This is a genomic window from bacterium, from assembly GCA_040757115.1.
Lineage (GTDB): Bacteria > UBA9089 > CG2-30-40-21 > CG2-30-40-21 > SBAY01 > JBFLXS01.
Genome location: JBFLYA010000015.1, coordinates 20562 through 32333, shown reverse-complemented (window position 1 = coordinate 32333; position 11772 = coordinate 20562). Strand labels below are relative to the sequence as shown.

Here is an 11772-nt window from a genome sequence, read left to right as displayed (position 1 = left end):
TAATCCCATCTCTTTTCTATCCGTTATCTAATTCCCTTCATCTTCTCCTTAATTCCCTTCCAAATTTGTCAAAATAACCTTCTTTTTCACCCCCCTCTCCCCTTTTTACTCAGCTACTTGCCGATTTCAGGATTATATCATATATCAGGTAGTCTGGATGACTTTTTATAAATCTTTTTTAATATCTTTGAAATATAAAAGTATTATACCAGCAATTCTCGGTGAATTTTTAGAGACTGAATTCATCTATGTTTAGGAGAGATAGAAAAAAATATTTTTCGTAAACATTTTGAGAGAAAAATAAGGGATAATGAGCCTCTATCTAATTTTTCACCGAGAATTTCTGCACCCTCAAAAAAACACTTGACAAAACTCTATTTGTGTGTTATATATAATTTTATAAACTTAAATAACACATTTCTGTGTGATTCAGACAGTAGACTATAGACATCAGACTTCAGACTAAAGCGGGCAGAAATTGCAGAAGAATGAAGGCGTGGGAGACCTGCCTATACTTCTGTAGGTATGGCTTAGAAAAAATTCAGGGAGTGAAGTTTTGAGGATGAGTTCCTAGATGTCACTAATTTCCTGCATAAATAGAGTCTATAGTCTTGTGTCTGATGTCCAGTGTCTGAATCACAGATATTACCTTTTTTATTTTATTATTTTTGAAAAAGGGGGTATTAAAAAATGTTAAAACAAAATAAGAGTTGTAAGTATAAGAGAGAGAGAGGTTACGGAATGAAAGGAGTTTTAAGTGGAGGGTGGGAATTGATGTTAAAATGGGTTTTAAGTTTTTTAAGCAGGCTAAAATTAATTGCCTGCTTTATTTGTGTCTCAACATGGGTAGTAGGAACTCAGGTAGTTTTTGGCAGTGAACCAGAAATCTATAATTTTACTCCAAAGGGTATTAGTCTGGATGAATCTACAGTTGATCTTTATACTGGCGATATGAACCTGAAGATTCCACTATTTACAGTACCTGGTCGAGGAGAATTAGATTATCCTGTTGAACTAACTTACAAGGCAGGAATTAGAGTCAATCAAATGGCATCGTGGGTAGGATTAGGATTTGATTTATGTCCAGGAGTTATTACAAGAGAGGTAGTAAGTTGGCCTGATGATTACTGGAAAGGGAAAGAAAATGTACACTTCTTTAGACAAATAGAAGTTGGTCCCAGGAAGTGGTATGAACAAATAATCGAGGGAATTTTCCAATTTTTTATTAGTGGAGGAATGGGTTTTAGTGTAAGTTGGGGTAATAATGATGGGACTGAAATAAAACCTTATGTTTCTGGTCGAAGTGTGAGTGTAGGAGAAACAGATATAGATATTCGTGATCAAAAGTTTTCAGATGGTGGATTTTTATATACCAACCATCATAATTTAGAGGATGAAGACCCTCGAGATGGAGCAACACCTGATTTATATTATCTTTCAGGAATAGGTAAGAGCAATAAATTGGTATTAAGTGGAAGTCCTAATAGTAGAAAGTTCCATCTACAACGTACATGTGGACAAACATCTTCTAATTCTGAAGTGGATGATGCTGTAAGGATAGAGTATGAATTGTCTGCATCTATTTCTAACGGGATAAAAAAATTTGTTATTACCGAAAAAGATGGTACCAAATATGTTTATGCTCAACCACTCTTAGTAAAATCTGGAGGGTGGCAGACAAGATTTGAGGGGAAAGTACCTGGAATTATAGATGATATAGATACAAAAGGAAGGCTTAAAACAGAATTCCTTGACCCATACCCATATAAATGGCTATTAACAGCTATTCTTTCTCCAGATTATATTGATGGTAATGGAGATTTAATTCCTGATAATGGTGGGGATGATAAAGGTAACTGGGTTAAGTTTAATTATCAAGTTGATGGTGAGTATAATTTTCATAATCCCTCTGATGGAGGGGAATATGAAGGTAGAAATGATAAAGGGTTTAAAACATATTTTTCCTCATGGGGCAAAAGAGAATTAGCTCATCTGACTTCAATAGAAACACCTACACATAAAGCATCTTTTGTAGCAACTTCTAATGGAAGTAACCACCCTCCTATGAAGTTAGCAGAAATACAATTATATAATAAAAATAATTCTTCTGAGATTATTAAGAGTATTTATTGCGAATATAATAATTCCAATCCGTTATGTTCTGGTGCTCCTGAATCCCCTGTAGGCAAGTTAACCTTATCAAAAATTACAGAATATGGTAGAGGAGGCAAAAATGGAGGTAATGCTTTACCTCCAACAAGATTTGAATATTATTCCCAAAATCCAACCTGGGATAAGTATAAATGGGATCGCTGGGGTTATTATTATTCCAATGGTTCAATAGATAATCATAATTCCAGTTGTAGACTGGAAAATATTATTCCTCAGGCATGGTCTTTAACAAAGGTAATTTATCCTACTGGTGGAACAATTGAATGGGAGTATGAGTCAGATAGATACGCCCATGTAGGAAATAAAGCGGCAGGAACTGGTAGAAATGAGGGATTATGGGGAGTTATAGATAATGATTATAGAACTCAATATGGGGGTGGAATAAGGGTAAAAACGATAACCATCTCAGATGGTCTTGGAAACAAACAAATTGTTAGATATCTATATAATGTAAAGGGTTATGATTTAGAGGAAGGGGATGGAGATGCCAATAATTATGGAGAAAGTAGTGGTGCTACACCTATAGAACCTCCTCCTTGTGAGTCACTTAATGACAGAATTTATATTGGTAGTCATGAAGCTGACAGTTATGTAGGTTACTGTAAGGTTACTGTCATTCCAGGCTATGACTCTAATAATTCTACAGCCAGACCTTCTGGATATAGTGTTCATGAATTTACAAATGCCTATACCCATCCTAATGAAGGCGATGAATGGCAATATGATATGGATTATAGACGGGGATTATTAACAAAGATAACTTATTACACCCAGGAAGATAAAGCGATTAAAATAGTTGAAAATAAATATACCTTTGAAGACCAGGCTACATGGAGTGGTGGAAAGGAAAAATTAACCAGTGGTTGGGCAAAATTAAATACCTATAAAACTGCATATAATGGGGTAGAGAGTATTGAAACAAGATATCTTTCGGGAAGTAAGAACGGAAGTAGAGGGGCTCAAGAAGAACGCTCTAATAAAAAGGTAAGTATCTGGTGGGTTGAGTTAGCTATCTACAATGTTTGGGCAATAGTAGATGTCTCCTATGGTATAACCTTTAACGAACCACCACAACTATCTGTTAGTGCAAATAATTATTGGGGAGGAATGCAGGTTATAGAAAATAGAACAGATGGTTTTAAAGCAAAATGTTATGTGTTAAAGGATATATACGATATTGCTGGAGATTGGATTCAAGAGTGGTATCCAAACCCTCCAGAAGGTGTAGTTTTTACTTGGTCTGCATCTGGAAATGTTACAATTGGAACCGTAAGCACATATCAAGAGATAAATTATCTCTATAATCCAATAAATGGTTTAGTGGGAACTATGACCGAACATGGAAATGATGGAAATAGAGTAACACAAAACACCTATGCATTTCAATATTATGATGATATGAAAAATAAACATATGATAAATCAAGTAGGGACAGTAACAATCCAAGACCAAAAACTTAACAATTATACATTAGCAAATAGAAGGATTACTTTATATAAAGATTTTGATGATACTGAAGGAATTCAGATATATCCAGTGTCAGAATATAGGTGGTTAGATAAAGATGGAGATAAAGAATATGATGCTGGAGAGAATACATGTACTACTACTTATGTTGACTATGACGCCTATGGTAATCTTTTACAAAAAACGGATGCTAATGGCAATTCTACCTATTACTATTTTGGTGATAATGATAATCCAAGAAGTAATAGTGCCAGTGAATTAAAACATGCCTATTGTACCAGTATTAAAAATGCCTTAGGACATTATGTAGATACATATTATAATGAGAATGGAGATATAGATACTTTAACAGATGCTAATGGGAATTCGACTATTTATAGATATAATATCTTTGGTAGATTAGAGAAAATAATAAAGCCAGAAGATACCCTTGATTCTCCAACTATTCAATATAGTTATCATTATGGAAACTTTTCCTCTGATGATGATTTGAATAGGATTATCATCTCTGAAAAGATAAATAATGAAATAAAAAAAGAAACCACTAAATATTATAATGGACTGGGGCAATTGATAAAAACTAAAACAAAAACAAATGATACAAATACAATTATATCTCACACAAAGACATGGAACAATAAAACAGAATGGAAGGGATGTGCAGGTGAAGGAATTGATATAACCAATTCAGGAACTGTTAAAAGAAGTATTGTTACCAAAGAAATAGCCCAGAGTGGGCTTAGAAAAACAAGTGAACGCGTATGTGGCCATCGAAATAAACAGTTTTTTGATGGGAGACTGTGGACTAATCAAGATGTGCATGAATATACAATGGAATATGTTTTCTTTCCCTCTTTTATATCTTCTCCCCAGATTAAAAGTTATTCTTCTAATGGCGTTGGTGCATCTAATCCATGGTGGTCAAGTCAAGATTCAAATTATTGTGGGTTAGTTAGTCTAGATTCAAATAAGATAATTCTTAGGACATTTGCTTTTGAAGATATGGATGGGGATGGCTGGCATGGCCCTTCAAATCCCTCTTTTTCTTTCAATCTTAGTGGTTTAATCTATGTCTCTTTAGGTTCACTTCTTTCTCCATTGATTGATTTTGGTTCTACATTGCATAATTATGGGACTTTTTCTGCAAATGTAGATTTTCACGGACTGCCTATGATATCGATTAAAATTAAAACCCAAAGTAGTGATACGAGTGAGTTTACCTGGGAGGAATCAAAAGCTCAGGAAGTAACGGGACACTGGCAAAATGGTAAATTTGTAGGAATTATTAATTCACCAGTTAAAAGATACTTGCGCTGGAAGGTATATCTGGAAGGATGTGTTTCCACAGCAAGTGAGGAACTACTTGATGTTACAATAAATTATACCTCTTCAGGGGAAAGTGTATGTAGTAAGGTTGAATATAACGAGATTGGAAAGATAAAAAAGGAATATTCTCCTTACATTGAATCAGAAGGACCAAATACCTATACGGAATATCACTATGATTCATTATTTAGAACTTACAAGATTATCTATCCAGAGCCCACTGGCGTGGTGACTATTACCCATAGGAATGATAATGCTGGATTCCATCTGGTAACCACTAAAGATGAAAATGGTCATTATAAGAGAACTACATTTGATAAATTAGGTAGGTTAGTTAAAGTAGAGGAAGACTCTCCGGACGAAGGAGAGACTTATAATCTTACTACTAATTATACCTATGATATATTAGACAACCTGACTATAATTCAAGACAAAGATGGCCATGAGACTAAATATACTTATGACACATTGAATAGATTACTTGCTGTGGACCATTTAGACAGTGGAAGGAGGGAGTATCAATATGACTTAAATGGCAATTTAAGGTTTAGTCGAGATGCCGAACAGAAAAAGGCAGGTAATTGGGTAGAATATAGATATGATAAGTTGGATAGAGTGATAGCAAAGGGGATATTAAATTACACTGGTAGTGACCCAATAAATGATCCGAAAGTAAACAATCCACAGTCCAGCGAAGACTTTATTCAAAAGGTAAGTTATACCTACGATCAAGGAATAAATGGTACTGGAAATCGTACAAATATGATAGACGATGTAGGAGTAACTAATTATAGCTATGATAGGTGTAATAGGTTAATTCAACAAAGAAGGAAGATAAATGGAGTAGGTCAAACATATACTACTACCTATCATTATAACTCAGCAGGTAATATTGACTGGATAATTACCCCTTCTAATAAAAAGATTATCTATAGTTATAATATCTTCAATCGGGTAGATTTTATTGAAGTAGAAGGATTGAATAAAATAGTTGAAAAATACCTTTATGAACCTAATGGGGATATCTCATCCATCACTTATAATAATCAGTTTATAACTAACTATGACTATTATCCTCGAGGTTGGATGAAGAAAGTAACAGTAGTTAAGACCTCTCCTATCTTCCACAGGTATTACAAGTATGAGCCAGCAGGAAATCTTAAGGAGGAATATAATGAGTTAGTCCAGACTAACACTCCATTTGTAGTATATGATTATGATTCTATAGATAGGCTAATCTCAATAGATTACAATCCTACAAGTAATCTAAAAATAGAATATGATTATGATGAAATAGGAAATCGGACATGGTCAAGAGTTCAAGATTCATCAGGCACCTCTATTCGTAACTACACATATTATGCTTCACATCCTAACCGCCTTATCTCAGATAATCTTTATAATTATACATATTATGATAATGGCAACCTAAAATCTAAGAGCTATAATGGAATCACTTTTACCTATTTATATGATTATGAAAATAGATTAGTCGAGGTTAATCAAGATGGAAAGTGGCTTGAGGGATATGTATATGATGGAGATGGGAAAAGGGTTAAGAAATTTACTAATGATGGAACAATTACTTTAGTTGCTCTATATCATTATAATGCTGGAGGAGAGATAATTTACGAAGAGAATTTTAGCACAAAAACCGTTCAATCGGTTGTTTTATTTAAAGACAATTTTGAAACATTACCTGAGCCAAATGTATGGACTACAACTGGGCTTTGGCATCGGGCACAGGGTAAAGGTTATAATTCTAATTATAGCTTTGCCTATAACAATGGCTCTAATTACAATACTGGTGGAAGAAACTCTGGAATTTTAACCTCACCTACTATTGATTTGACCAAGGTAACAACGGCTAAATTACGATTTTGGACCCGTTGGCAACATGAATCATATTCTTATGGAGATTATGATAACATAAAAGTAGAGGTATGGGATGGTAAAAGTTGGAATCGGATATTTTATAACGATTGTAATGAAGGACAGGCATCTACAAATTGGCATGAGGAATTATTGGATATTTCAGCTTATGCCGGTAAACTAATAAAAGTAAGATTCTGTTTTGATACGGTAGATGGATGGTATAACGATTATGAAGGTTGGTATATAGATAATGTTAGAGTTGAACCATCTTCCTTTAATGCTGATTTTGAAAAAGAGGAAGCACCGCAGGATAATCTCTGGTTATATGATGGTTTGTGGAATCGCTCTAAAACCAAAAATTATAGCTCTCAATACTGTTTTGCTTATAATAATGGAACAAATTATGATACTGGTAGAAATAGGAATTTTGGTGCGTTAACTTCACCATTTATTGATCTGACCACTGTAAATAATGCTACCTTAAAATTCAAGACAAGATGGCAACATGAATCTTATTCCTATGGAGACTATGATAATATGAGGGTAGAGATTTATGATGGTATATCCTGGCATCGGATATTTTACAATGATTGTAACGAAGGTCCCTGTTATAAAGATTGGCATGAGGAATCTTTCGATATATCACCTTATACTATAAATAATATAAAACTTAAATTTAGTTTTGATACAGTAGATGGGTGGTATAACGATTATGAAGGCTGGTATATAGATGATATTGAGATAATAACAATTAGTGAGGATTTCCAGCAACTAAAGACTATTGATATTACTTCGCTAACACCTATTGATAATATCTTCTATATTCATGCTAATGAACAAGTAATAGCAAGAGTTGAACATCCCCTACCGAGCACTAAGTACCAAACTTACTATTATCATAATGATTATCTTGGCTCTCCTCGTGTGATTACCAATAGTCTAGATGATAATTATACCACTCAGGATTATTATCCTTTTGGTGGTAAGGCTTCTCCAGGAAGTGCTTACAAGATAGGGTTTACAGGTAAGAGATTTGATGAAAAGACAGGATTATACTACTATGGAGCAAGGTACTATAATTCTGAATTAGGTAGATTTATTATCTCAGATCCAGCGATTGAGCGTGTTCCATCACAACGAATTCTGCGGGAGCCACAACGATTGAATCCTTATGCCTATGGAATTAATAATCCATTAAAGTATGTTGACCCTGATGGAGAGGCAGCAGAGACTGTCTGGGATGTAACCAGCTTGGGTGTTGGTGTTGTAGAGTTTGCTATGGCGCCAAGTTGGATTGGCGCTGGAGCAATTATAGTTGATTTAGGGGCAACCTTTATTCCAGGTGTTCCAGGTGGCGCTGGCGTAGCACTTAAAACAGCAAGGGCGGGAGAAAAGGCTGCGGAAAAAATTGGCGCGGCACTTAAAGCTGTAAAGAGTGGAGAGCGAGGCATTGCTAATCCCAAAGTTGCCGAAGCAATCGCTAAAGGTCGTGCTATCCATAAACTTTTTAAAGCTGATGAAGTTTTAGAAGGAATTAGGATAAAAGAATTTAGATTGCCAAGCGGTAAAAAAGTAGATTTCATTGATCTTGAAAAAAAGATTATTTATGAATTAAAACCAAATAATCCAAGTGCTATAAAGTTGGGGGAAAAACAACTTCAAAATTATTTAAAAGAAGTGGAAAGTTTATATGGTTCTGGATGGAAAACTATACTGGAAACTTATTAAGGAAAATAAATAAAAATGGAGTCAATATATTTTCAAAAAGTGATTAGCGACTTTCTAAAAAAGAAAGGATTCTCTAAAAAAGGAAGTTCTTTTTTAAAAGAAACCAATGACATTTTATTGGTAATAGGAGTGCAAAAATCATCTTATTCAGAAGGATTTTATATAAATGTAGGTTATATTTTACAAGAATTAAACAAAGAACATAAAAAACAAAAATATATGGATGGAGATGTTAGAGCTCGTTTTAGTTATGAAAAAGAAGGAAAAACAACTGATTATTTTGAACCAGAAAATATAACTGAAAAAGAATTGGAAAATATTTTAAATAATAATATAATGGAACTTATTGAACCTATTTTATCGGTTGATAATCTAAAAACTTTAATAAATAAAAAACCTGTTATGCTTTACCAAATAACATTACAAGCTAAACAGATTTTGGGTTTTTCATAATAATAGCAAAGAGAGGATCTAACTTTTTTAAAGACACTAAAGACACTAAAGAGACTGATTATTCTTTGGGAATATAAAGAAGCAGATAGGCAGTGGGGATATTAATAAATTTCCATTCACTGGTATAAAAAACCTTCAATTTACACTAATAGAAGAATATTCATTTGATTAGAATAATAAAAATAATCACACAGAGACACAAAGTCACAAAGGAATTGAATAAAACAATAAACCTTTGTGTTCTTTGTGGCTTTGTGTGAGAAAATAAAAAGGAGATATTTTAGGGTCAACCGTGAATGTGGAATGCACAATAATTCGGTGAGGCAGAGGAAAAGGAAAAGACAGCGAATCAGAGCTTTTGTCTAACCCTGCGTTGCAGTTGACGGCGGGGGACTGTGCCGTGGTCAGAGTTTTGTGGTCTCTCAAAGTTTTATCTTGCTATCAAACTTTTGTGGTAATTCTCCCCTCCGCACCTGAACTTTATCGTTAGGTAGATAACAAACTCAATTCTAATTCATTATTATTTTTAACCCTTGAGAAAAGGAGGCGGTAAAAATGAAGAAACTATTTGTTTTAGGAAGTGCAGGAATTATGATTTTAGTTGGGTGTAATTTAACTTATGCTTTGGGTTTAGCTGAAAGGGCTGAATATCGAACCCAGATAGCAGAGGAGAGGAGTGATATATCCTTTGATAGACAGGAGACTCAAATTACAAGACAATATGATGCCCAGTTAGAAAAGGTGCTTACTGATATACACGGCAATAGGGTAAGGGTAGAGGAGTATGTGCTCAGACCTCAGGCTGACCAGGTTAAATTTCTAAGCTTTTCTCATCGTGAAGGAAGCTTGAATTCTCTCTGGTTTTTACAAGAATTTAATAAAGATTTACCTGAAGATATAACTCAGATAGCCTTTAGATGGGATTGGCCAGGTTATCCAGAATGGTATGCAGAAAAACAGACTATCCATCTATCCAACACCATTGATTCAGTAGAGTATGAATGGACTGGTGAAAAACCTGAGGTAATGGACCTTTTTAATGCCCAGAAGGAAAAAACTGGAGAATGGTGGATCTTATGTCCAGAAAAAGTTGTCTGGCGAGTGAATAATAATGATAAACTAAAGGTTGACTTTGAGTCTTTTTCTTTTGAGGCTCATGAACCAAATTGGAGTAACGGTAAATATCCTAATGGTGGAAAATGGAGTAATCGAGACTTCTGGTGGAATAATACCTTCTTAAAAAGAGAAAGTTATATCATCGATGATGAAGGTAACTCCATTAGCTGGGAACCATCAGGTTTAAGAGAGATTGAAAGATTGCAAAGGGATTATAATATTGAGACCATCTATACAGCAACAGAGTTTGAAGGCAGGACAATTGATACTATTATGGTACCAAAGATATTTTTAAGATACGCAAGTGAAGAATCTTTAGTAGGGGGAGGATTTAACACTTATCTGTTTGGTGTTTTGTACTAAAAGGTAATTTTCTATGCTTATAAAAAGAATGATTTTATTTTGGACACTACTCTTAGGACTCCTGTATTTTAATATACCAGCCTGGGCAGCATTAAAGGAGTCCTTTTTAATTAATGCAGATTTTAGTGGAGGATATTACAAACTAAGGGGAGAAGATAAATCTTTAGGGATTAACCTTCAGTTGAATATTGGGTTACCTTTTGAATTTGATAAAAGCAATCTTCTTATTCCTTTTTATGAAATATCTTACGAAGAAACAGATCAAACCCAGACAGAAGAAGGGGTAGTCTGGACAGATAAGCTATTGGATCAATTTGTAAGTCTAGGTTATATACGAAGATTCAATGATAAAATTGAAAGTAAACTTTCCCTTCAATATTTTAAGGAGCAAATAAAAGGCACAAATGATGAAAGTTTAACCAGTGGTCTGTATAATTATTATGATTGGGGAATAAAAGAGCGAATAGAATATAAAGGCTATGTATCCAGACTCCCTGCAATCTTTGAAGGAGGATATAAATTCTATCTTCGACGATACCCTTATTATGAAGGGTTATATTATAAAACTTATAAAAAAGGTCCTCATAAGGTAGAAGACTATTATGGACATAAGATATGGGTTGGGGTAGATATACAGGGTAGAGAGAAAATTTACTCTTTTAATTATATTCATTTGTGGAAAGACTACATAGATGATCTGGTTCAAATAGAACCTAAAAGTGGAACGGAATATCCTTTTTCAGAGGAGAAAAGGAAGGAAAAAATCAATTGGATAGAGATAGGTTTTGTTAATAATCTAAAAGATTGGATAGCAGTAAAATTAACAATTGAGTTGAATCAAAGAATATCTAATCAAAACTATTATGATACCAAAAGTCTTGTCCTTTATCTTCACTTTTTTGATTATAATGAGTATAAAATTTCACCCTCCTTAATTCTTCGTCTCTGTGAAGATATACCCTGTCATCTAAATTACAACTATATTTATCGAAAATATAAAGGAAGGCCCCTCCAGGACAAAAAAGGAAATTATTTAAAAGAAAAGTTGGATAAGCAAGAGCACATATTTACTCTCCTGACTTCTTATCCTCTTTCTAAAGGATGGAATTTAAAAGCAAAGGTCTATTATGACATCTCAAAATCCAACACAGCCTATGAGCAAACTTATAAGTATAATTATCATTCTATTAATTTTAGCTTAGGTATAAATTATGAATTTTAATTTCAAATTTTTACTTTATAGTTGACATCTGGATAAATTAATATATAATA

At 33.8% G+C, this 11772-nt stretch carries 4 protein-coding genes; all 4 read left to right on the top strand.

All coding sequences use genetic code 11. The features are described from left to right. The first annotated feature begins 690 nt into the window (after positions 1-690). The 4 genes from AB1422_02285 (at position 691) to AB1422_02270 (ending at position 11722) form a co-directional block, all read left to right on the top strand. On the top strand, positions 691-8568 hold the full coding sequence (locus tag AB1422_02285) for an RHS repeat-associated core domain-containing protein (GenBank protein MEW6618173.1): 7878 nt from the start codon (positions 691-693) through the stop codon (positions 8566-8568). 15 nt (positions 8569-8583) lie between these two features. Further along, the gene (locus AB1422_02280; GenBank protein MEW6618172.1) at positions 8584-9021 is read left to right on the top strand and encodes a DUF4304 domain-containing protein; all 438 of its coding nucleotides are present in this window, start codon (positions 8584-8586) and stop codon (positions 9019-9021) included. Positions 9022-9576: 555 nt separating this feature from the next. Further along, entirely contained in the window at positions 9577-10500 is a 924-nt protein-coding gene (locus AB1422_02275) for a hypothetical protein (GenBank protein ID MEW6618171.1), read from the top strand. 13 nt (positions 10501-10513) lie between these two features. Further along, entirely contained in the window at positions 10514-11722 is a 1209-nt protein-coding gene (locus AB1422_02270; protein MEW6618170.1) for a hypothetical protein, read from the top strand. The last annotated feature ends 50 nt before the right edge of the window (positions 11723-11772 follow it).